The sequence below is a fragment of the Caulobacter endophyticus genome, assembly GCF_029543245.1.
Taxonomy (GTDB): domain Bacteria; phylum Pseudomonadota; class Alphaproteobacteria; order Caulobacterales; family Caulobacteraceae; genus Caulobacter; species Caulobacter endophyticus_A.
Genome location: NZ_JARQWV010000005.1, coordinates 101,036 through 120,843, shown reverse-complemented (window position 1 = coordinate 120,843; position 19,808 = coordinate 101,036). Strand labels below are relative to the sequence as shown.

Below are 19,808 nucleotides of genomic sequence, written 5' to 3'. Positions count from 1 at the left end.
CATGTCGCAGCTGCGTTCGCCGGCCCGCCTGGCCCTTGCCGCCGCCGCCCTGGCCGTGACCCTGGCCGGCTGCGGGATCAACACCATCCCCACCCAGGACGAGAAGACCAAGGCCGCCTGGGCCGAGGTGCAGAACCAGTACCAGCGCCGGTCGGACCTGATCCCCAACCTGGTGGCCACCGTGAAGGGCTACGCGGCCCAGGAGAAGGACGTCCTGACCTCGGTGACCCAGGCCCGCGCCAGCGCCACCCAGGTCAAGGTCGACGCCTCGACCATCACCGATCCGGCCGCCTTCCAGAAGTACGCCGCCGCCCAGGACCAGCTGACCGGGGTGCTCGGCCGGCTGATGGTGATCCAGGAGCAGTACCCCGACCTGAAGTCGAACCAGAACTTCCTGGCCCTGCAGAGCCAGCTGGAAGGCACCGAGAACCGCATCACCATCGCGCGGCGCGACTACAACGAGACCGCGCGGGTCTACAACACGTCCTTGCGCACCTTCCCGACCATCCTCTGGGCCAAGACCGTCTATGGCGGCCAGAAGCCGGCCCAGCTGTTCGAGGCCTCGGCCGCGGCCCAGACCGCCCCGACCGTCAGCTTCGACGCCCCCGCCGCGCCCGCCGCCCCGTCCCAGCCGGCCCCGGCGCACTAGGGTGACGGCGACGGCCCAACTCCTCCCCCGCCTGCGGGGGAGGGGGACCACGAAGTGGTGGAGGGGGCGAGACTGGGCGCCGCGCCCCGTCACTCGCCCCCTCCGTCACGCTGCGTATCCGCAGCGCGCCACCTCCCCCGCTTCGCGAGGGAGGAACTGGCTGGCCGCCCTCGCCTTCGGGTTCATCGCTCTTCTTGTCTGCACCGCCGCCTTCGCCGCCCCGACCTTCCCGCCGCTGAGCGGCCGGGTGGTCGACCAGGCCGGCATACTGTCGCCCGCCGCCGAGCAGCGGCTGACCGACGAGCTGGCGACGCTGGAGAAACAGACCGGCCGCCAGCTGGTGGTCGCCACCCTGTCCAGCCTGCAAGGCTACGAGATCGAGGACTACGGCTACCAGCTGGGCCGGGCCTGGGGGATCGGCGAGAAGGACAGGAACACCGGCGCCCTGCTGATCGTGGCGCCCAATGAGCGCAAGGTCCGCATCGAGGTCGGCTACGGCCTGGAGCCGGTTCTGACCGACGCCCTGTCCAGCGTCATCATCCAGAGCGCCATCCTGCCGCGCTTCAAGGCCGGCGACATGGAGGGCGGCATCGTCGCCGGGACCGACGCCATCGTAAAGCAGCTGTCGTTGCCCGACGGCGAGGCCAGGGCCCAGGTCGCCCAGGCGGCGGACGCCGAACGCCAGGACGACGGCGGCGGCGTGCCGGTCGTGGCGATCTTCATCGTCTTCATCGTCGTCGTCATGATCCTGCGCGGCATGTTCGGCCGCCGCCGGCGGCGCAGCGGCCTTGGCGCGGCGGTCGGCGAGGCCCTGCCCTGGATCCTGATCAACGCCCTGACCAGCGGCGGCGGCGGTCGCGGCGGCGGAGGCGGCGGCGGGTTCTCCGGCGGCGGCGGCTCGTTCGGCGGCGGCGGATCCTCGGGGAGCTGGTGATGAGCGACATTCTTTCCCGCCCCGACCAGCTGCGCATCGCGCAGGCCGTGCGCGCCGCCGAGGCCGGCACGATCGGCGAGATCCGCTGCGTGCTGGCCCCGCGCATCGAACCCGACCGTCCCGCGCCCATCCTGGCCTGGGCGGCGGGCGCGGCCCTGCTGCTGCCGGCCTTCGGCCTGCTGGCCGGCCTGCGCCCCGAGTGGCTGACCCGCCTGTTCGGCGGCTGGAGCGTCGGTCACGCCGCCGCCCAGGACGGCGCGATCCTGTCGGCCCTGCTGGTCTATCTGACCCTGCAGGCGGCCGTGTTCGCCCTGGCCACCGCCGTGCTGTCGATCCCGCCGCTGCGGGCGCGGCTGCCCACCGGCGAGAGCGACGCCGAACGCGTGCGGCGCGCGGCCCTGGACTACTTCCTGTCCAGCGACCTGAGGGCCACGCAAGGCCGCACCGGCGTGCTGATCTTCGCCGCCCTGGCCGAGCACCGCGTCGAGGTGCTGGCCGACGAGGGCATTCACGGCCTGGCGCCCAAGGACGCCTGGTCCGGCGTCGTCGCCGACCTCGTCGCGGGCCTCAAGGCCGGCCGGACCGCCGACGGCTTCATCGCCGCGGTCGGCCGCGCCGGCGCCATCCTGGCCGAGCACGCGCCGCGCGCCGGCGGCGAGGATCGCAACGAACTGTCCGACACCCCGACCATCCTGCGCTGAGCCTCACGCCTTACGCTTACGTGATCTTTCCCCCGGCGAATTTCCGGCCTACGGTGACGAAAATTCAAACTAACGTTTAAACAGGGAAGAAGCGCCATGCGCGAAGCGGTCATCGTCTCCTACGCCCGGACGGGCCTGGCCAAGTCCAATCGCGGCGGCTTCAACAACACCCACGGCGCGGCCATGGCCGGCCACGCCATCCAGCACGCCGTGTCGCGCGCCGGCCTCGACGGCCCGGAAGTGGAGGACGTGGTGCTGGGCTGCGGCGGCCCCGAAGGCGCCACCGGCATGAACGTGGCCCGCAACGCCGCCATCTGGGCCGGCCTGCCGGTGACCACCTCGGGCCAGACCGTCAACCGCTTCTGCTCGTCGGGCCTGCAAGCCATCGCGACCGCGGCCAACTACGTCCGCAACGACGGCGCGCCGGTGGCGATCGGCGGCGGCGTGGAGTCGATCTCGCTGGTGCAGGGCGGCGGCCACATGAACCGCTTCCACATCACCGAAGACAAGCTGATGAAGGAAAAGCCGGCCCTGTGGATGGCGATGATCGACACCGCCGACATCGTCGCCAAGCGCTACAACGTCAGCCGCGAATACCAGGACGAATACGCGCTGCGTAGCCAGCAGCGCATCGCCGCCGCCCAGGCCGCCGGCCTGTTCGCCGACGAGATCGTGCCGATGGCCACCAAGATGAAGGTGGTCAACAAGGAGACCAAGGAAGAGAGCCTGGTCGACTACGCCGTCACCAAGGACGAGTGCAATCGTCCCGAGACCACCCTCGAAGGCCTGGCCAAGCTTGAACCCGTCAAGGGTCCGGGCAACTTCATCACCGCCGGCAACGCCAGCCAGCTGTCGGACGGCGCGGCCGCCGTGGTGGTGATGGAGGCCAAGGAGGCCGCCCGCCGCAATCTCGAGCCGCTGGGCCTGTTCAAGGGCTTCGCCATCGCCGGCTGCGAGCCCGACGAAATGGGCATCGGCCCCGTGTTCGCCGTGCCGCGTCTGCTGGAACGCCACGGCCTGAAGGTCGACGACATCGATCTGTGGGAGCTGAACGAGGCTTTCGCCAGCCAGTGCCTCTACAGCCGCGACCGCCTGGGCATCGATCCGGAGAAGTACAACGTCAACGGCGGCTCGATCGCCATCGGCCACCCCTTCGGCATGACCGGCGCCCGCTGCGCCGGCCACCTGCTGCTGGAAGGCAAGCGCCGCAAGGCCAAGCTGGGCGTGGTGACCATGTGCATCGGCGGCGGGATGGGCGCCGCCGGCCTGTTCGAGATCTTCTGATCCCTCGCGCTTGGTCCTCGCCCTTCGACGCGCTCAGGGTGAGGACCAATGCCGGCGCCGAGCCGCAGTCGAAACCCTCATCCTGAGCCTGTCGAAGGACGAGGGTTTCGCCCCTAGCGACGCTCGAAGGTCGCCGCGAACTTGGGATTGAAGATCTGGAACTCGCCCTCCGGCGTGATCACCAGGCCGGTGATGCTGCGCTTCAGGGCTTCCTGCCGCTCCCAGCCCCAGACCTCGAGGGTGACGGTCAGCCCGCCCTCTTCCTGGGTCACTTCCTTGCTGTCGTAGTCCACCACCCGGCCCTGCCAGACGATCTCGCCGCCGGACACGATCAGCTCGACGGACGGATCGCCGGCCTCGCGCCAACGGCCCTGCATCGGCTTGGGAAAGGGCGCGCGCCGGTCGGTCTTGCCCAGTTCGCCGAGGGCGGGATCAGCTGGGGCCGCGAAGGCCGGCGCCGCATGGGCGCTGGTCCCAGCCAGGGCCAGGACCAGGGAAATCGCCAGGGACAGCCGACGCATACGCTCTACTCCGTTTCACTCGCCCGCCACGAGACGGAAACGGCGGGCTCAATTCAAGCCCGAAATCTACAGACCCAGATCCTTCCGCACGAAACGATAGGTCTCGCGCCGCTCGCAGGCGCAGGCCTTCATCTGGCCGTCGGGCGTCCACCAGACCAGCAGCGGATAGGCGAAGTTGACGCCGTTCTTCTTGAGCAGCGGAACCAGGTCCTCGACCGACTTGCGGCCAGCCTCGATGACGGCGGTGCGGGCGATGTCGCCGTCGGCGGGCTTGAGGCCCGGGGCCGTCCAGGCGTCGACGGGGGTGGCGTCCCACTTTTCCGACAGTTCCCACGAGCGGTTGAGCCACAGCTCGGCCACCGTCGCGCGCTCGACCGGCGTCGACTTCGGCACGCCGTTGCGGTCGGCGCGGGCGATCTCGATCAGGCGGGTGTCGACCCCGGCCTTGTGCAGGCCCGGGTACTCTTCCTTCTTGAAGCGGACGCAGTCGGGGCAGGTGCGGAAGCTGATCATGTAGAGCTTGGGGCCCTTCAGGCCCGGCGACACCCAGCCCGAGCCTTCGAGGATCCTGGCGATCTCGGCCTGGTTCTTGGTGATGGTCTTGGGCCGCCAGCGCAGCTCGAAGTTCCACCACGCCCACCAGCCGGCGCCGATCACCACGACCACGGCGGCGAGGCCGGCCCACAGCTTCCAGTTCTTCATCTCGACCGATCCTCTCGGGATTGTTCCCCTGGTGATAGGACGCCCCGCGCGCCCCGGCGACGGCAAAATTCCTGAAAGCCGCTTGAGGCCCGCGCGGGGGACTCTAGATTGGCGCGATGTCTACGCCACAGGCGCCCGGGGGCGCCGCCTCCCTCGAAATCGACCTGGCCGACGAGGCCGCGACCAAGGCGCTGGGCGCGAGCCTGGCCGCCGTGCTGTTCCCCGGCGCGGCCCTGTGCCTGTACGGCCCGCTCGGCGCGGGCAAGTCGACCCTGGCCCGGGCCCTGGTACGCGCCCTGACCTCGCCCGAGGAAGAGGTGCCCAGCCCGACCTTCACCCTGGTGCAGTTCTACGAGGCGGCCGAGTTCCCCCTGGCCCATTTCGACCTCTATCGCCTGGAGGACCCGGACGAGGCCTACGAGATCGGCCTGCTCGAGGCGCTGGAGGACGGCGCGGCCCTGATCGAGTGGCCCCAGCGCCTGGAGGGCCGCCTGCCCCCGCACCGACTCGATGTAGAGATTTCGCCTGTTCTGGACGATACGGCTGGCGAAGCGCGCCGCGTCCGCATCACCCCCTTCGGCGCCTTCAAGGAACGCAAGCTTGAGCTCTGACCGCGAGACCCTGAAGGCCGACTTCCTGGCCCGTAACGGCTATGGCGACGTACGCCGCCAGCCGCTGGGCGGCGACGCCTCGACCCGTTCGTACGAGCGCCTGTATCGCGGCGAGGCGACCTTCATCTTCATGGACCAGCCGCCGGCCCTGGAGACCGCCCCCTGCCCGCCCGGCGCCACGCCCGACGAGCGCCGCGCGCTGGGCTTCAACGCCGCCTATCGCCTGGCCGCCGGCCGGGTGGACGCCTTCGTGGCCGTGGCCGGCTGGCTGCGGGCCCAAGGCCTTTCCGCCCCCGAGGTGCTGGCCGCCGAGCCGGCCCTGGGCCTGGCCGTGCTGGAAGACCTGGGCGACGACCTCTACGCCACCGTGATCGCCAACGGCGGCGACGAGCCCCTGATGTACGACGCCGCCGTCGACGCCCTGGTCGCCCTGCACGCGGCCAGGCCCCCAGCGGTGCTGGAGGCCGGCGGCTCGACCTGGCCGCTGCTGACCTATGACGACCTGGCGCTGCAGATGGCCCAGGACCTGTTCGTCGAGTGGCTGCCCAAGCTGAAGCCGGTTACCTTCGACGCCGCGGCCCTCGCCGACTGGCAGGCGCTGTGGACGCCGATCCGCGCCCGCGCCGAGGCCGGCGCCAGCGTCTTCTGCCACCGCGACTATCACGCCGAGAACCTGCTGTGGCTGCCGGCTCGCGAGGGCCCGGCCCGCGTCGGCCTGATCGACTTCCAGGACGCCGTGGTCGCCCACCCGGCCTGGGACTTCTCTATGCTGCTGCACGACGCCCGCCGCGACGTGTCGCCGCAGATCGAGCAGCGCGGCCTCGACCGCTACCTGGCCGCCCGGCCGGACCTGGATCGCACGCAGTTCCTGGCCGACTATCACGCGTTGGGGGCGCTCAACATCGCCCGCATCCTCGGCATCTTCGCGCGCCTGGTCACCCGCGACGGCAAGCCCAAGTACGAGAGCTTCATGCCGCGCCTGTGGCGCTATCTCGACAGCTGCCTGGCCGATCCGGCGCTGGCGGGGCTGAAGTCCTGGTTCGACGCCCACGTCCCGGCGGAGGCCCGCGCATGACCTCTCCGAAGAAAGCGATGGTCCTGGCCGCCGGCCTGGGCACCCGGATGCGCCCGCTGACCAACGACCGGCCCAAGGCGCTGGTCGAGGTCGCCGGCCGCACCCTGATCGACCACATGCTCGACCGTCTGGCCGAAGCGGGCGTCGAGACGGCCGTGGTCAACGTCCACGCCTTCGCCGACCGCCTGGAAGCCCACCTGAAGACCCGCACGGGCGCGCCTGCGATCGTCATCTCCGACGAGCGCGGCGAACTGCTCGAAACCGGCGGCGGCCTGCGCAAGGCTCGGCCGCTGCTGGGCGAGGATCCGGTGTTCGTCGCCAATATCGACTCAGTGTGGACCGAGGATGGCGCCCCCGCGATCGAGACCCTGGCCAAGGCCTGGGATCCGGAAAAGATGGACGTCTGCCTGCTGCTGGCGCGGCTGGACCGCACCCTGGGCTTCGACGGGGCCGGCGACTTCTTCATGGCGGGCGACGGCGCCCTGACCTTCCGGGGCGAGGCCGCCAGCGCGCCTTTCGCCTATATGGGCGTGCACATCTGCAAGCCGGGCCTGGTCGACGACGGCCCCGACGGCGCGTTCTCGCTGGCGACCATCTGGCGCAGGCTGGCGCCGCTGGGCCGCGTGCACGGCGTGGTGATGGACGGCTTCTGGATGCATGTCGGCGATCCCGGCGCGCGCGACGAGGCCGAGGCGAAGCTGGCGCAATGAGCGGCCCGGCCGGCTCCGGCTGGTTCTCGATCCCAGCCCACCGGCCGTTCGTCGACGACGTGGCCGCCGGCCTCGTGGAGCGCCTTTCGCACCTGGGCCCCGACGCCCTGTCGCACGCCACCCTGCTGACCCCCACCCGGCGCGGCGCACGAGCTCTGGCCGACGCCTTCCTGGCGGTGAACGGCGGGCGGGCCGTGCTGCTGCCGCAGATCCGCCCGCTGGGCGACCTTGACGAGGGCGAGCCGCCGTTCGAGCCGGGCGACCTGGCGCTGGACCTGCCCCCGGCCGTCTCGGGTCGCCGCCGCCGGTTCGAGCTGGCGCGGCTGGTGCACGACAACGCCTCGCTGCTCGACAGCCCGCCCAGCGCCGGCCAGGCCCTGGAGATGGCCAAGGCCGTGTCCGACCTGCTCGACAGCTGCCAGATCGAGGAGGTGCCGATCATCGAGCGCCTCGATGGTCTGGCCGACGGGGACCTGGCCGCCCACTGGCAGGTCTCGGCCCGCTTCATCCGGGCCATGGTCGAGGGCTGGTCCTCCCGTCTGCAAGACCTCCAGATGATGGACGTCAGCGCCCGTCGCGTCGCCCTGCTGCGGGAACTGGCCAAGCAGTGGATGGCCAATCCGCCGCCGGGCGTGCTGGTCGCCGCCGGCTCGACCGGCACCGCGCCGGCCACCGCCGACCTGCTGATCGCCGTCGCCAATGCGCCGCAGGGCTGCGTTGTGCTGCCGGGCCTGGACGAAGACCTGGCCGGCGAGGCCTGGGACCAGGTCGGCGAGCAGCACCCCCAGGGGGCCATGCGCCGACTTCTCCACCGTGCGGGCGTCGATCGCGGCGTCGTCCGCCGCTGGCGCAACGAGGCCGACAGCCGCGGCCGCTGGCGCCGCCGCCTGGTCAACGAGGCCCTGCGCCCGGCCGAGGCCACCGCCGACTGGCTGGCCCAGATCGCCAAGCTGCGGGCGGAGTCCGCCAGAGTCGACCCGATCGCCGAGGGCCTGTCGGGCCTGTCCCTCGTCAACGCCTCGGGCGAGGAAGAGGCCGCCCTGGCCTGCGCCCTGCTGCTGCGCGAGGCGCTGGAGACCCCGGGCAAGACCGCCGCCCTCGTCACCCCCGACCAGCAGCTGGCCCGCCGGGCGGGTCTCTATCTGGCCCGCTGGGGCGTCGTGCCCGACAGCTCGGCCGGCGCGCCGCTGGCGGCCTCGGCCCCGGCGGTGCTGGCCCGCAAGCTGGCCGCCCTGGTGCTGGCCCCGCTGGATCCCGTCGGCCTGCTGTCGGTGGCCAAGCACCCGCTGCTGAAGGCCGACGAGGCCGCCCGGACGCTGGAGCTCAAGGGCCTGCGCGGCCCCGCGCCGGTGGACGCCGCCGCCCTGGAACGCCGGATCGCCGAACACCCCGAGGCCCAGGACCTGGCCCGCCGCATCCACGCCGCCGTCGAGATCGCCTGCGCCCCCTATGCCGCCGGTCCCGTCGCCCCGCCGCACCTGGCCGCCGAAGCGCTGGCGAAAGCGCTGGAAAGCCTGGTCGAGCCGTCACAGCTGTGGGCCGGTTCGGGCGGCGAGGCGCTGGCGGCGCTGGTCTCGGCGCTGATCGACGACGGCCAGGCCCTGCCGCCGACCAATCCGCTGGGCTTCCTCGACCTGCTGGGCCGGCTGGTCGACGAGGAGACCCTGCGCGTCGGCGGCGCCACCCATCCGCAGCTGCGCATGCTGGGCGCCATCGAGGCCCGTCTCGTCCGCGCCGACCGCCTGATCCTGGCGGGGCTGGAGGAAGGCGTCTGGCCGCAGGCCGCGCCGATCGACCCGTTCCTGTCGCGGCCGATGCGCGGCAAGCTCGGCCTGCCGCCGCCCGAGCGGAAGATCGGCCTGACCGCCCACGACTTCGCCCAGGCCGCCAGCGCCCCCGACGTGATCCTGGTGCACAGCCAGCGTCGCGGCGGCGCGCCGGCCGTCGAGAGCCGCTGGCTGTGGCGGATGAAGACCCTGGCGCGCGGCGCGGGCCTCTCCCTGACCGAGCGCTCCGACGTGCTGGACTGGGCCCGCGCCCTGGACGCACCCGGCCCTTACGCCCCGGTCAAGCGGCCCGCCCCCTGCCCGCCGGTCGAGGACCGCCCGCGCAGGATGGCCGTCACCCGCGTCGAGGCCCTGACCCGCGATCCCTATTCGGTGTGGGCGCGCGACATCCTCAAGCTCTATCCCCTCGACCGTCCGGACGAGCCGGTGGAGGCGCGGGCGCGCGGCACGGCGATCCACGCGGCGTTCGAGGTGTTCGCCTTGACCTATCCCGACGCCCTGCCGGCCGATGGCGCGGAGATATTCGAGGGCCTCTACATCGCCGAACTGGTCGCCGCCGGCATGCCGCCCTCGGCCCTGGCGCGTGAACGCGCCCTGGCCCGCGAAGCCGCCCTGTGGGTCATGGAGCTGGAGGCCCGCCGCCGCGCGGGGGCGCAGAAGATCGTGGTCGAGGCCGCCGGCGAGATCGCCTTCCAGGTCGACGGCCGGCCCTTCACCCTGACGGCCAAGACCGACCGCATCGAGCCCACCCGCGACGGCGACGCCGCCCACATCCTCGACTACAAGACCGGCGCGGCCCCCAGCCAGAAGCAGGTCGACACCGGCTTCTCGCCGCAGCTGACCCTGACGGCCGCCATCCTGCAGAACGGCGGCTTCAAGGACATCGGCCCGCGCGCGCCGGGCGACCTGACCTATGTGCGCGTCACCGGCCGCCGCCCGGCCGGCGAGGAACAGACCCGCGCCGCCGCCGGCCCCGAAAGCGAGGAGGCCGCCCGCAAGGCCTTCGACGGCCTCGTGGAGCTGATCCGCAAGTACGACGATCCCGACCGTCCCTACCTGTCGCGCACCGCGCCGCAGTTCGTGCACGACCATGCCGGCGACTACGGCCACCTGGCCCGGGTGTTCGAGTGGTCGACCAGCGGCGACGAGGGGGACGGGGAATGAGGGCGCTGGACCTGGCGCGACACGGCAATCTCCTCCCCCGTGGACCGGGGGAGGGGGACCACGAAGTGGTGGAGGGGGCGAGACTGGGCGGGGCCGCGTCCGGCGCGCGCTCGACCTGGCCCTCCCCCCCCCGCCCGGCCGCGGTGGCCCGCGCCCGGCGGCCCCCGCCGCGCGCCCGGCCCCGAGACTGGGCGGGGCAGCGGCGGTCGCCCCCTCCGTCACGCTGCGTATTCGCAGCGCGCCACCTCCCCCGCTTTGCGGGGGAGGAGTTCGCCCATGACCGTCCTCGACCCCCAACGCCTCGCCGCTGACCCCGCCATCTCGGCCTTCGTCACGGCCAACGCCGGTTCGGGCAAGACCAAGACCCTGATCGACCGGGTCGCGCGCCTGCTGCTGGGCGGCGCCGAGCCGGCGGCGATCCTGTGCGTGACCTACACCAAGGCCGCCGCCGCCGAGATGCAGCACCGGCTGTTCGACCGCCTGGGCAAGTGGTGCGTCACGCCCGACGAGGCCCTGCGCGCCGAGATCGCGGGTCTGGTCGACCGCCCGGAAAGCGACTTCGACGCCCTGGCCCTGTCGAAGGCCCGCAGCCTGTTCGCCAAGGCGCTGGAGACGCCCGGCGGCCTGAAGATCCAGACCATCCACGCCTTCTGCGAGAAGCTGCTGCGGCGTTTTCCGATCGAGGCCGGCGTCTCGCCAGGCTTCGAGGTGATGGACGACGGCGCTTCGGCCGCCGTGGCCCAGGCCGCCCTGCACAAGCTGGCCGCCTTCGTCACCGCCACCGACAACGAATTCTCCCAGGCCTATGCCCGCTTCTCGGTGGCGCTGGACTTCGCCTCGTTCGAGGCGATGTTCGCCACCTTCGAGCACCAGCGCGCCAACATCGCCGCCTATCTCGACCGCGCCGGCGGCCTGGAGGGCGTGATCGCCGACATCTGGCAAGCCTGCGGCTTTCCCGAGCCGACCACCGCCGAAGAGATCGCCGCCCAGGCCATGGACGACCTGGATCCGGTGTTCTGGCGCTCGGTCGCCGACGTGCTGTCGGGCGGCGGCAAGACCGACATCAAGTGCGCCGACCAGATGCGGGCGGTGGCGACCAATCCCGCCGCCACGCTCGACGACGCCCTGGCCGTGCTGTTCACCGAGAAGGGCGTCGGCACGCCGGCGACCTGGGTCGGCAAGACCTCGGGCCTGAAAAGCCGCGAGGACCTGCGCGAGCAGCTGCTGGCCGAGCAGGAGCGCCTGGAGGAGGCCCGTGAGTTCCTCCGCGCCGCCAAGGTGGCCGAGGACAGCGTCGCGGCCATGCGGCTGGCGGCGCTCTATCTGGCCGAGTTCATCGCGCAGAAGCAGGCCCATGGCGCGCTCGACTTCTCCGACCTGATCGAGAAGACCCGCGACCTGCTGACCCGCAAGGTCGACGCGGCCTGGGTGCTCTACAAGCTGGACGGCGGGGTATCCCACATCCTGCTGGACGAGGCCCAGGACACCGCCCCCGAGCAGTGGGAGATCCTGTCGGCCCTGACCGAGGACTTCTTCGCCGGGGCCGGGGCGCCGGGCCGCGACGGCAAGGCCGCCGACGGCCGCACCCTGTTCATCGTCGGCGACGAGAAGCAGTCGATCTATTCGTTCCAGGGCGCCCAGCCCGAGCGGCTGCTGATCGAGACGCAACAGTACATCGCCCGCATCGAGGCCGTCGGCCGGGTGGGGCGGGCCGTGCCGCTGTCGACTTCGTACCGCTCGACACGCCAGGTGCTGGATTTCGTCGACGCCCTGTTCGAGGCGCCCGACGCCCGGCTGGGCCTGGCCCCCACGGGCGAGGACATCCCCGCCCACGTGGCCTTCCGCAAGGACCATCCGGGCTGCGTCGACCTGTGGCCGCTGGAGCGCGAACCGGTCGCCGCCGAGCGGGAGGCCTGGGACGCGCCGCTCGACGTCGAGACCGAGCAGGGCGCCAACCGCCGCCTGGCCGAAAAGATCGCCGCCGAGATCAAGGCCCTGGTCGAGCGCGGCGACGCGGTGTTCGACAAGGACGCCCGCGTCTGGCGCCCCGCCCACTACGGCGACGTGCTGGTGCTGGTGCGGCGGCGCAAGGCGCTGTTCGAGGAGGTGCTGCGGGCGCTGAAGCGGCGTGGCGTGCCGGTGGCCGGCGCCGACCGGCTGTCGCTGTCGGCCCACATCGTGTTCGACGACCTCCTGGCGCTGGGCCGCTTCTGCCTGTTCCCGGACGATGATCTGACGCTGGCGGCGCTGCTCAAGAGCCCGTTCTGCGCCCTGACCGACGATGATCTCTACGCCCTGGCCAAAGGGCGGAAAGGAACGCTGTGGGGCGTGCTGTCGGCGCGGGCCGACGAGCGTCCGGCCTGGCGCGAGGCCCACGCCCTGCTGGACTGGGCGCTGACCGCCCGCCGTCGTCGTCAGCCTTACGAATTCTACGCCCTGTTCCTGGGCAAGCTCGACGCCAACCACGTCAGCAACCGCGCCCGCGCCCTCACCCGCCTGGGCGAGGAGGCCGCCGACGCCCTGGACGAGTTCCTGGCCCAGATCACCAACGCCGAGGCCCGCGGCGTGCGCGACCTGGAGACCCTGGTGGCCGAGTTCGCCGCGCTGGACATCGTCGTCAAGCGCGAGATGGAGGGCGTGCGCCGGCAGGTGCGGGTGATGACCGCCCACGGCGCCAAGGGCCTGGAGGCGCCGATCGTCTTCCTGCCCGAAACGACGATGAAGGGCGGGGCGCGCGGCTCGCCGCTGCTGGCCACCGCGGACAAGGGCTTCCTGTGGTGCGCCTCGGGCAAGCAGGACTGCGAGGCCTCGGCGGCGGCGCGGAAACTGCGCGAAGACAAGGCCCAGCAGGAGGCTTACCGCCTGCTCTATGTGGGCCTGACGCGGGCGCGGGATCGTCTGGTGCTGTGCGGCCGCATCGACGCGCGGACCAAGGACGAAAACGTCGGCGGCTGGTACGCCGCCGCCCGCGCCGCCTTCGCCCATCCCAAGGTCGAGGGTGACGTGCGGACGATCGACGAGGAGACCGGGGTGCTGCGCTACGGCCCCGATCCCCTGCCCGCCCCCCCGGCCGCCGAGCTGGTCGAGACGCCGCCCGCCCCCCTGCCCGACTGGGCCCGGCGGGCTGCGGATCCCGTCTCGGCCGGCGCCCGCTGGGCCGCGCCCTCGGCGCTGGAGGCCGAGGAGGAGGCGGTCGGCTCGGCGCCTTCCCCCTTGGCGAAGATCGAGGGCCTGGGCCGCTATCGCCGGGGCGAGATCATCCACCGGCTGCTGCAGCTGCTGCCCGATATCGTCCCGGCCGGGCGACGGGCCGCGGCCGCGCGCCTGCTGGCCGCCGAGCGCGACCTGACCGACGCCCAGCGCACCGAGATGACCGCCGCCGCCTTCGGCGTGCTGGAGGACGACCGCTTCGCCGCCGTGTTCGGCCCCGGCTCTCGCGCCGAAGCCTCGCTGGCCGGGGCCGCCGCGGCCCTGCCGGCGGGCATGGCGATCTCGGGCCGGGTCGACCGACTGGTGGTCGATCCCGAGCGGGTGCTGGTGGTCGACTACAAGACCAACCGCCCCTCGCCCGACCGCATCGAGGACGCCGATCCGGCCTATCTGTCGCAGATGGCGGTCTATGCGGCGGTGCTGGCCGAGATCTTCCCGGGCCGCCGAATCGAGGCGGCGATCGTGTGGACGGACGGTCCCAAACTGATGGTCGTTCCAGAAAACGTGCGGGCCGCGGCGCTTTCGCGCCTCTTCTGAGTTATTGCCGGACGCGTCCCCCGCGCCTACATCTTCGATCAAGAGGCGGTCGCAACCGCCACTGTTATCAATTTAGCGCGACGATCCCCCCGACCCGCCGCGCCAGCCAGGAGCCAGACCATGAGCACCGTTGCGGTGACCGACGCCACCTTCGAACAAGACGTCCTGCAAGCCGAGGGCCCCGTGCTCGTCGACTTCTGGGCCACGTGGTGCGGCCCGTGCAAGCAGATCGCCCCGGCCCTGGAGCAGATCTCCGAAGAGCTCGCCGACCAGGTCGTGGTCGCCAAGATCGACATCGACGAGAACCAGATGACCCCCGCCCGCTACGGCGTGCGCGGCATCCCGACGATGATGCTGTTCCGCGGCGGCCAGATGACCTCGATGAAGGTCGGCGCCATGCCCAAGAGCAAGATCGTCGAGTGGCTGGCCGAAGCCGGCGTCAAGCAGACCGCCTAAGCGCGGCCTCGCCTCGAAAAGAAGAAGCCCCGGTCTTTCGGCCGGGGCTTTTTGTTGCTCGAAACCCGCTCGGCCTCAGCCGCCCTTGACGATTTCCGGCAGCGACTTGCCGCTGACATTGGTGCGGGCCGCGCCGCAGACCTGGGTGGCCACGGCGCGGGCCGTGGCGTCGGTGCGCCGCAGCTTCTGGTCGTGGCCGCCGATCAGGCTGAAGCCCTCGTCATAGACGCGCACGGCGTTGATCTGCTCGCCGGTGCGGCCGCAGTCGATCCGCGAGGAGATCTCGGTGTAGCTCGACTTGTCCTCCGGCCACACGAAGTAGCGGACGAGCGCGACCTTGCCCTGGCGCTGGATCGAGCCGACGTCCACGGCAAGGTTCTGGCGGCCGGCGGGCGCGGGGCGAATGTTGCGCCGCTCCGGGCTGTAGAGCCCCGCCGGGTAGGTCATGCTGACGCCGCCATCGGAAAGGGCGCTGATCGGCAGCTGAACCGACATGTTGGTGATCTTGCTGACCCGCCAGTCCTGCTGGGGCCATTCCTGGGCCGCGGCCGGGGCGACGAACGACAGGGCGGCCAGGCCCGCGAGGATCATCTTCATGGGGTCACTTCCTCCAACGCTTTTGGCGACGCTAGGCCCTCAACCTTGAGTGCGCAACACCCTCGGCAAGGTTGCGACACCTAGAAGCCCCGCAATTCCCCCCAGGTCTCGAAATCATCCCGCCGTGAGCGCCACTGGTTCACCGGCGCGGCCTCGTCGGCGACGCCCAGCGCCATGCCGGAAAACACCATGTGGTCGTCGGGCAGCCCAAGGAATTCGGCGGAGAGGGCGCCATAGGCCGACCAGAACTCCTGGGCGCAGGTGGCCAGGCCCGCTTCGGTGGCCAGCAGCATCACCGTCTGCATGTACATGCCCAGGTCCGACCACTGCGGCGGACCCAGCTTGCGGTCGATGGAGAAGAACAGGCCCACCGGCGCCCCGAAGAACTCGGCGTTGCGGGCGAACTGCTTGAGACGGCCGATCTTGTCCTCGCGGGGAATTTCCAGCGCCCCGTAGAGGTCCTCGCCGACCTGAAAGCGGCGGGTGCGGAACGGCTCCCAGAGGTTGGCCGGATAGACCGCGTACTGCGCCTCGTCGGGCGAGCCCAGGCGAGCGGCGACCTTGGCCTTGAACTCGGCGAGCACGTCACCGGCAATGGCGTGCACCCGCCAGGGCTGGAGATTGCCGCCGGAGGGCGCGCGGGCGGCGGCCTCGAGGATGGCCCGCACCGTTTCTCCCGAGACCGGGTCGGGCTTGAACGCCCGCGCCGAGAACCGCGCGGCGACGGCCTGCGACACGGTCACTGAATCTGGCATCAAGGCCTCCCTAACCAACGCACCCTATCGGCTGTCTTCCTCGTTGGTTAGCATCCGGCCGCAAGGTCAAGGCAAGGGGCGCCCAAGTTTTGAAAGTTCTGCTGCGCAACATCTTCCTGGCGCTGTTCATCGTGCTGGTGGCCGGGCCGATCCTGGCGGTGCTGATCTATCGCTTCGTGCCGGTGCCCGCGACGCCGCTGATGGTCATTCGCGCCGTCGAGGGCAAGGGCTGGGACCACCGCTGGCGGCCGCTGAGCAAGGTCTCGCCCAGCCTGCCGCGCGCCCTGATCGCCGCCGAGGACGCCCGCTTCTGCGAGCACCACGGCTTCGACGTCGAGGCCCTGCAGAAGGCCTATGAGAACAACGAGAAGGGCAAGAAGGTGCGCGGCGGCTCGACCATCAGCCAGCAGACCGCCAAGAACGTCTTCCTGTGGCCGGACCGCTCGTACCTGCGCAAGGGCCTGGAAGCCTGGTTCACGGTGCTGATCGAAGTGGGCTGGGGCAAGCAGCGGATCATGGAGGTCTATCTGAACTCCATCGAGTTCGGCCCCGGCATCTATGGCGCGGAAGCCGCCGCCCAGCGCTATTTCGGCGTCAGCGCCGCCAAGCTGACCCCGGCCCAGTCGGCCAGGCTGGCGGCGATCCTGCCCAGCCCCCTGAAGTGGAAGGCGGTCAAGCCCGGCCGCTACGTCCAGAAGCGCTCGCGGCGGATCGGCGCCGCCTCGGGCACGGTGCGCCGCGACGGCCTGGCTGCCTGCGTGATCTGAGGAACCGCCCCTTATCCTTCGACGGGCTCAGGATGAGGGCGACTGAACGACATTCGAAAACTTCTTCCTGAGCCTGTCGAAGGACGAGGGTTTCGCGCAACGGGAGGAAACGACAATGGCCACAGCGCCCGGTCCCACGCTGGAGACCGCCCGCCTGATCCTGCGCCCGACCGCCGCCGAGGACCTCGACGGCTGGGCCGAATTGATGGGCGACGCCGACGCCGCCCAGTACATCGGCGGCTATCAGACCCGCGAGGCCGCCTGGCGGGGCATGGCCTGCATGGCCGGCTCGTGGGCGATCAACGGTTTCGGCATGTTCTCGCTGATCGCCAAGGACACCGGGCAATGGGTGGGCCGCATCGGCCCCTGGCGCCCGGAAGGCTGGCCCGGCACGGAGGTCGGCTGGGGCCTGCTGCGCAGCGCCTGGGGCAAGGGCTATGCGGTGGAAGCCGCCACGGCCGCCGTCGACTGGGCCTTCGACCACCTGGGCTGGGACGAGGTGATCCACTGCATCCACCCCGAAAACACGCCGTCCCAGCAGGTGGCCGTGCGACTGGGGGCGAAAAACCGGGGACCGCATCCGCTGCCCGCGCCGTACCAGGATCTGCCCAACGAGGTGTGGGGGCAGACCCGCGCGGAGTGGAAGGGGCGGGGCTAAAGACCCTCTCCCTGAAGGGAGAGGTGTCGGCGAAGCCGACGGAGAGGGGTGTGCTTGCGAAACAAGCCGCCTCTCGGGAAGCTGAAAACGTCCCCCCTCCGGCCCTCCGGGCCACCTCCCCCAGAGGGGGAGGATCTATTGGCCCCCCTAAACCTTCGGCCGCCAGTCCTCCGGCGCCAGTTCGAAGCCCTCGAAGCGGAAGCCCGGCGCCACGGTGCAGCCGACCAGGGTCCAGGCCCCCAGCGACACCGCCGTCTGCCACCAGCCGACCGGCACCACCACCTGCGGGCGGCAGCCGGCGCGCAGGTCCGGGCCCAGCGTGTGGGGCGTGGCGCCGACGCCATCGGGGGGCGACAGGGTCAGGCGGATCGGGGCGCCGGCATACCAGTGCCAGACCTCGACCGCGTCAATGCGGTGCCAGGCCGACATCTGCTCGGCCTCCAGCAGGTAGTAGATCGCCGTCGAGGCCGGACGACCGTCGGGGCCGGGGGCGTCCTCGAACATCCGCACGTACCAGCCGCCCTCGGGGTGGGGCGCCATGCCCAGCAGGCGCACAATCTCCTTGGCGCCCAGATCGCCCGAAATCCCCGCAACGCTCATCGTACTCATCCCTTGAAACTGTCCTTGGCCGCGCGGATCTCGGCGAAGGCCTGGGCGGGCGCGAGGCCCGGCCGCAGCGCCGGGGCGCGCAGGAACGGATTGGTGGCCTTCTCCAGGCCGATGGTGGTGGGCACGGTGGCCTCGCCGCGCTCGCGGGCGGCGAACACCTGCTCGGTGCGGGCCTTCAGGGCCGGATCGCTGTCGACCGACAGGGCGAAGCGGGCGTTCGACGCAGTGTATTCGTGGGCGCAGTAGACGGTGGTGTCGTCGGGCAGGTCGGCCAGTCGCGACAGCGAGGCCCACATCTGCTCGGGATCGCCCTCGAACATCCTGCCGCAGCCCAAGGCGAACAGGGTGTCGCCGACGAAGGCCACGCCGTCCTCGGCGTCGTGATAGGCCACGTGGCCCAGGGTATGGCCGCCGCTGTCGATGACGATGAACTTCGTCTCGCCCAGTTCGACCACGTCGCCGCCGGCCACCACGCGATCCAGGGGCGCGATGCGGGTCACCTCCTGCGGGCCGACGATGGTCGCGCCGGTGGCGGCCTTGACCGCCTCGTTGCCGCCGGCGTGATCGGGGTGCCAGTGGGTGTTGAGGATGAAGTCGAGCCCCCAGCCCAGCTTCTCCAGCTGCATCAGTATGGCGTCGGCCTCCGGCGTGTCGATGCAGGCGGTCTTGCCGCTCGCCACGTCGCGCACGAGAAAGCCGTAATTGTCGGAGAGGCAGGGAAACTGGTGGATTTGCAGCGGCATGCGAGCAGCCTCGGTCACGGACGGGGGTTGGCGGGCGTGACGCGGAGGATTCGCCCGCCTACATAGATGGCCTCGACGCCACGGAGAGACAATGCGCCGCGACGTGCTCGACCTCAGAGCCTTCTATGCCGCCCCGCTGGGCCGGGTGGCGCGGGAGATGCTCGGCCGCAAGGTGGCCGAGGCCTGGGGCGACGCCAATGGCCTGGACGTGCTGGGCCTGGGCTACGCCACGCCCTTCCTCGACGAATGCCGCGCCAAGGCCCGCCGGGTGGTGGCCGCCATGCCCGCCACGCAAGGCGTCGAGGTCTGGCCGGTGGGCGAGCGCAACCAGGCCGCCCTGGTCGAAGAAACCGCCCTGCCCTTTCCCAACGCCATGTTCGACCGGATCCTGGCCGTCCACGCGCTGGAGGAGGCCGACGACCCTTCCGCCGTGCTGCGCGAACTGTGGCGGGTGATGGCGCCGTCGGGCCGCTTGATCGTCGCGGTGGCCTCGCGCGACGGCGTCTGGGCCCGCGCCGAGGGCACGCCCTTCGGCCACGGCCGTCCGTTCAGCCGCAGCCAGTTGGAGAACCTGCTGCGCGAAGCCGACCTGGAGCCCGCCGGCTGGACCCGGGCGCTCTATGCGCCGCCGGCCGGCTTCACCGTCGGCTGGGCCGAGGGCTTCGAACAGGTCGGCGCGCGCCTTTGGCCGCGCTTCGCGGGCCTGATCCTGATGGAAGCGGTCAAGCAGACCTTCGCGGTCAAGCCGCGCGGCACGCGGGCCCGGGCGCGGGTGTTCGCGCCGGTCATGCCCCCCGTCCCGGCGGGCGTGGCGCCTGTTCGAAAGGCGCCGGGAACCGTAAGGACCGGAATACTATTGGAAGCTGTGGCGCCAGGGCCTAGCCTTGAGTCGCCGACCAAGCCGTAAACCGGCCGCGTAAAGGGGAATTCGCGCCATGAAGATGATCGTCGCCGTTATCAAGCCCAGCCGCCTGGACGCCGTGCTCGAGGCGGTCACCGAGGCGGGCGCTTCGGGCCTGACGGTGACCGAGGTGCGCGGCTACGGCCGCCAGAAGGGCAAGACCGAGGTCTATCGCGGCGCCGAGTACGAGGTGAAGCTGCTGCCCAAGGTCAAGCTGGAGATCGCCGTGCCCACCGACGTGGCCGACGCGGTGATCGAGGCCCTGCAACGCACCGCCAACACTGGCAAGATCGGCGACGGCAAGGTCTTCGTCCTCGATCTGGAACAAGCCCTGCGCATCCGCACGGGCGAGCGCGACGCGGCCGCCATCGCCGGCTGATCACGCGCCGCTCAGGCGGGATGATTCAGGACAAGCCGCGGTCACAAGCGGAGCTTTA

Annotated in this window: 20 protein-coding genes; 14 read left to right on the top strand and 6 right to left on the bottom strand. The window is 71.4% G+C overall.

Annotation, left to right across the window (positions count from 1 at the left end):
- Position 1 precedes the first annotated feature (1 nt).
- From P7A99_RS06465 to P7A99_RS06450, 4 genes are all read left to right on the top strand, one after another.
- The gene (locus tag P7A99_RS06465) at positions 2-649 is read left to right on the top strand and encodes a LemA family protein (protein WP_277793097.1); all 648 of its coding nucleotides are present in this window, start codon (positions 2-4) and stop codon (positions 647-649) included.
- 247 nt (positions 650-896) lie between these two features.
- Entirely contained in the window at positions 897-1,583 is a 687-nt protein-coding gene (locus P7A99_RS06460; protein ID WP_347276684.1) for a TPM domain-containing protein, read from the top strand.
- Positions 1,583-2,284, top strand: coding sequence for a TPM domain-containing protein (locus tag P7A99_RS06455; RefSeq protein WP_277793096.1), 702 nt, complete (start codon positions 1,583-1,585; stop codon positions 2,282-2,284). The genes P7A99_RS06460 and P7A99_RS06455 overlap by 1 nt, the downstream gene beginning before the upstream one ends.
- A gap of 96 nt (positions 2,285-2,380) precedes the next feature.
- Positions 2,381-3,568 carry an acetyl-CoA C-acyltransferase gene (locus tag P7A99_RS06450; protein ID WP_277793095.1) on the top strand — a complete coding sequence of 396 codons (1,188 nt, stop codon included), beginning with the start codon at positions 2,381-2,383 and terminating at the stop codon, positions 3,566-3,568.
- Positions 3,569-3,681: 113 nt separating this feature from the next.
- Here the strand turns inward: P7A99_RS06450 and P7A99_RS06445 are convergent, their stop codons facing one another.
- Positions 3,682-4,089, bottom strand: a complete 408-nt coding sequence (locus P7A99_RS06445) for a hypothetical protein (RefSeq protein ID WP_277793094.1) — start codon at positions 4,087-4,089, stop codon at positions 3,682-3,684.
- Positions 4,090-4,155: 66 nt separating this feature from the next.
- Complete coding sequence (locus P7A99_RS06440) at positions 4,156-4,791, bottom strand: hypothetical protein (protein WP_277793093.1); 636 nt, start codon at positions 4,789-4,791, stop codon at positions 4,156-4,158.
- Positions 4,792-4,907: 116 nt separating this feature from the next.
- Here P7A99_RS06440 and tsaE point away from each other — a divergent pair, with 116 nt between their 5' ends.
- From tsaE to trxA, 6 genes are all read left to right on the top strand, one after another.
- The gene (tsaE, locus tag P7A99_RS06435; RefSeq protein WP_277793092.1) at positions 4,908-5,402 is read left to right on the top strand and encodes a tRNA (adenosine(37)-N6)-threonylcarbamoyltransferase complex ATPase subunit type 1 TsaE; all 495 of its coding nucleotides are present in this window, start codon (positions 4,908-4,910) and stop codon (positions 5,400-5,402) included.
- Entirely contained in the window at positions 5,392-6,477 is a 1,086-nt protein-coding gene (amgK, locus tag P7A99_RS06430) for an N-acetylmuramate/N-acetylglucosamine kinase AmgK (protein ID WP_277793091.1), read from the top strand. Before tsaE ends, amgK begins: the two co-directional genes overlap by 11 nt.
- On the top strand, positions 6,474-7,187 hold the full coding sequence (murU, locus tag P7A99_RS06425; RefSeq protein ID WP_277793090.1) for an N-acetylmuramate alpha-1-phosphate uridylyltransferase MurU: 714 nt from the start codon (positions 6,474-6,476) through the stop codon (positions 7,185-7,187). The genes amgK and murU overlap by 4 nt, the downstream gene beginning before the upstream one ends.
- Positions 7,184-10,138, top strand: a complete 2,955-nt coding sequence (gene addB, locus P7A99_RS06420) for a double-strand break repair protein AddB (RefSeq protein ID WP_277793089.1) — start codon at positions 7,184-7,186, stop codon at positions 10,136-10,138. Before murU ends, addB begins: the two co-directional genes overlap by 4 nt.
- Before the next feature lie 276 nt (positions 10,139-10,414).
- Positions 10,415-13,885 (top strand): double-strand break repair helicase AddA, encoded by a 3,471-nt coding sequence (gene addA / locus P7A99_RS06415; RefSeq protein WP_277793088.1) that lies wholly within the window; start codon positions 10,415-10,417, stop codon positions 13,883-13,885.
- A gap of 120 nt (positions 13,886-14,005) precedes the next feature.
- Positions 14,006-14,341, top strand: a complete 336-nt coding sequence (trxA, locus tag P7A99_RS06410) for a thioredoxin (protein ID WP_101717002.1) — start codon at positions 14,006-14,008, stop codon at positions 14,339-14,341.
- A 75-nt stretch (positions 14,342-14,416) separates the two neighbouring features.
- Here the strand turns inward: trxA and P7A99_RS06405 are convergent, their stop codons facing one another.
- Together P7A99_RS06405 and P7A99_RS06400 are read right to left on the bottom strand one after the other, a co-directional pair.
- Positions 14,417-14,938 carry a hypothetical protein gene (locus tag P7A99_RS06405; RefSeq protein WP_277793087.1) on the bottom strand — a complete coding sequence of 174 codons (522 nt, stop codon included), beginning with the start codon at positions 14,936-14,938 and terminating at the stop codon, positions 14,417-14,419.
- Between the two features lie 80 nt (positions 14,939-15,018).
- On the bottom strand, positions 15,019-15,681 hold the full coding sequence (locus P7A99_RS06400) for a nitroreductase (RefSeq protein ID WP_277793211.1): 663 nt from the start codon (positions 15,679-15,681) through the stop codon (positions 15,019-15,021).
- A 101-nt stretch (positions 15,682-15,782) separates the two neighbouring features.
- On the opposite strand from P7A99_RS06400, the gene mtgA reads away from it, so the two are divergent.
- Both mtgA and P7A99_RS06390 read left to right on the top strand, forming a co-directional pair.
- Positions 15,783-16,460, top strand: a complete 678-nt coding sequence (gene mtgA / locus P7A99_RS06395; protein WP_277793086.1) for a monofunctional biosynthetic peptidoglycan transglycosylase — start codon at positions 15,783-15,785, stop codon at positions 16,458-16,460.
- 115 nt (positions 16,461-16,575) lie between these two features.
- Positions 16,576-17,118 (top strand): GNAT family N-acetyltransferase, encoded by a 543-nt coding sequence (locus P7A99_RS06390; RefSeq protein ID WP_277793085.1) that lies wholly within the window; start codon positions 16,576-16,578, stop codon positions 17,116-17,118.
- Positions 17,119-17,265: 147 nt separating this feature from the next.
- Here the strand turns inward: P7A99_RS06390 and P7A99_RS06385 are convergent, their stop codons facing one another.
- Both P7A99_RS06385 and gloB read right to left on the bottom strand, forming a co-directional pair.
- Positions 17,266-17,727 (bottom strand): cupin domain-containing protein, encoded by a 462-nt coding sequence (locus P7A99_RS06385; protein WP_277793084.1) that lies wholly within the window; start codon positions 17,725-17,727, stop codon positions 17,266-17,268.
- On the bottom strand, positions 17,724-18,470 hold the full coding sequence (gloB, locus tag P7A99_RS06380) for a hydroxyacylglutathione hydrolase (RefSeq protein WP_277793083.1): 747 nt from the start codon (positions 18,468-18,470) through the stop codon (positions 17,724-17,726). Before gloB ends, P7A99_RS06385 begins: the two co-directional genes overlap by 4 nt.
- Positions 18,471-18,561: 91 nt before the next feature.
- Here gloB and P7A99_RS06375 point away from each other — a divergent pair, with 91 nt between their 5' ends.
- On the top strand, positions 18,562-19,377 hold the full coding sequence (locus P7A99_RS06375; protein WP_277793082.1) for a class I SAM-dependent methyltransferase: 816 nt from the start codon (positions 18,562-18,564) through the stop codon (positions 19,375-19,377).
- Positions 19,378-19,405: 28 nt separating this feature from the next.
- A complete protein-coding gene (locus tag P7A99_RS06370; protein WP_058348648.1) occupies positions 19,406-19,750 on the top strand; it encodes a P-II family nitrogen regulator in 345 nt (114 codons plus the stop codon).
- Positions 19,751-19,808: the final 58 nt, after the last annotated feature.

Bases quoted from the DNA above. Each gene is read 5' to 3' on its own strand.
- P7A99_RS06465 (WP_277793097.1), top strand. From the start codon at position 2: ATGTCGCAGCTGCGTTCGCCGGCCCGCCTGGCCCTTGCCGCCGCCGCC.
- P7A99_RS06455 (WP_277793096.1), top strand. From the start codon at position 1,583: ATGAGCGACATTCTTTCCCGCCCCGACCAGCTGCGCATCGCGCAGGCC.
- P7A99_RS06450 (WP_277793095.1), top strand. From the start codon at position 2,381: ATGCGCGAAGCGGTCATCGTCTCCTACGCCCGGACGGGCCTGGCCAAG.
- P7A99_RS06445 (WP_277793094.1), bottom strand. From the start codon at position 4,089: ATGCGTCGGCTGTCCCTGGCGATTTCCCTGGTCCTGGCCCTGGCTGGG.
- P7A99_RS06440 (WP_277793093.1), bottom strand. From the start codon at position 4,791: ATGAAGAACTGGAAGCTGTGGGCCGGCCTCGCCGCCGTGGTCGTGGTG.
- tsaE (WP_277793092.1), top strand. From the start codon at position 4,908: ATGTCTACGCCACAGGCGCCCGGGGGCGCCGCCTCCCTCGAAATCGAC.
- murU (WP_277793090.1), top strand. From the start codon at position 6,474: ATGACCTCTCCGAAGAAAGCGATGGTCCTGGCCGCCGGCCTGGGCACC.
- addB (WP_277793089.1), top strand. From the start codon at position 7,184: ATGAGCGGCCCGGCCGGCTCCGGCTGGTTCTCGATCCCAGCCCACCGG.
- addA (WP_277793088.1), top strand. From the start codon at position 10,415: ATGACCGTCCTCGACCCCCAACGCCTCGCCGCTGACCCCGCCATCTCG.
- trxA (WP_101717002.1), top strand. From the start codon at position 14,006: ATGAGCACCGTTGCGGTGACCGACGCCACCTTCGAACAAGACGTCCTG.
- P7A99_RS06405 (WP_277793087.1), bottom strand. From the start codon at position 14,938: ATGAAGATGATCCTCGCGGGCCTGGCCGCCCTGTCGTTCGTCGCCCCG.
- P7A99_RS06390 (WP_277793085.1), top strand. From the start codon at position 16,576: ATGGCCACAGCGCCCGGTCCCACGCTGGAGACCGCCCGCCTGATCCTG.
- P7A99_RS06385 (WP_277793084.1), bottom strand. From the start codon at position 17,727: ATGAGTACGATGAGCGTTGCGGGGATTTCGGGCGATCTGGGCGCCAAG.
- gloB (WP_277793083.1), bottom strand. From the start codon at position 18,470: ATGCCGCTGCAAATCCACCAGTTTCCCTGCCTCTCCGACAATTACGGC.
- P7A99_RS06375 (WP_277793082.1), top strand. From the start codon at position 18,562: ATGCGCCGCGACGTGCTCGACCTCAGAGCCTTCTATGCCGCCCCGCTG.
- P7A99_RS06370 (WP_058348648.1), top strand. From the start codon at position 19,406: ATGAAGATGATCGTCGCCGTTATCAAGCCCAGCCGCCTGGACGCCGTG.